This window comes from Corynebacterium sp. 22-2729, from assembly GCF_053479475.1.
Map to the genome: position 1 here is coordinate 1 of NZ_JBRBCA010000024.1, position 1005 is coordinate 1005.

A 1005-nucleotide genomic window follows, 5' to 3' on the forward strand; every position below is an offset into this window, starting at 1 on the left:
CTTTCGATGACAGCTGATAGGGACACGGCCAGTTTCAAACTAGGTCTCTTTGTAACGTGGGTGCTTGCAACGAAGGTCATGACGCCAGCGACTGGAACAACGCCATACCCATCTCGTTTTCTAGGAGCTCATCATGTCTCCGGAGCATTCCATCGACATATTCCTTGGCCTAGACGTCGGCAAATCTGAACACCACGCCTGCGCCTTAGACCGTGATGGCAACAAGGTCTTCGACAAACCGTTGCCTCAACTCGAATCCGAACTAGCAGGCGTTTTTCACCAGCTACAAAAGCTTGGCACCGTACTCGTAATCGTCGACCAACCCAACACCATCGGCGCACTACCGATTGCTGTAGCCCGGGACTGCAGTTGCGAAGTCGGATACCTGCCAGGTCTTGCGATGCGCAAAGCTGCAGATCTCTATCCCGGACGTGCAAAAACAGACAAACGCGACGCATTCATCATCGCCGACACCGCCCGCACAATGCCCCACACGCTACGTGCCGTCGACCGCAATGATGAGGTACTCTCCGCCCTAAAGATGCTGTCCGGCTTCGATGATGACATCGCCCGCGATTGCACTCGCACTGTCAATCGGCTTCGCAGTATCCTCACCCAGATCTACCCCAGCCTGGAACGAGTTTTTGCTGGTAGCACCCTGACTCGCACGCCGATCCTGGAATTATTGATCCATTACAAGGGACCGCAGGGGCTAAAAAGAGCCGGATACCAACGAGTGTTGAACTGGATGATCAAGCACACACGTAAAGACCCCACCCCGCTGGTAGACGACATTTTTGCAGCACTGAAAGCTCAAACAGTCACCGTGCCTGGAAGCGATGCCGCCGAGTTAGTAATTCCTCAACTGGCTGCAAACATCAAGGCCCTCAAAGAGCAACGAAACACCATCGCTGAGCAGGTTGAAGAGATGCTCGCTGATTTCCCTCTTTGTGAGGTCTTGATGAGTATGCCCGGAGTCGGCATCAAGACCGCAGCGCAGATCCT

Annotated in this window: 1 protein-coding gene; it reads left to right on the forward strand. The window is 54.0% G+C overall.

The window, feature by feature from the left end; all coding sequences use genetic code 11:
* Positions 1-133: 133 nt before the first annotated feature.
* Positions 134-1005 (forward strand): IS110 family transposase (locus ACUY2T_RS10265; RefSeq protein WP_448308494.1); only part of this gene is annotated, 872 nt, incomplete at its 3' end.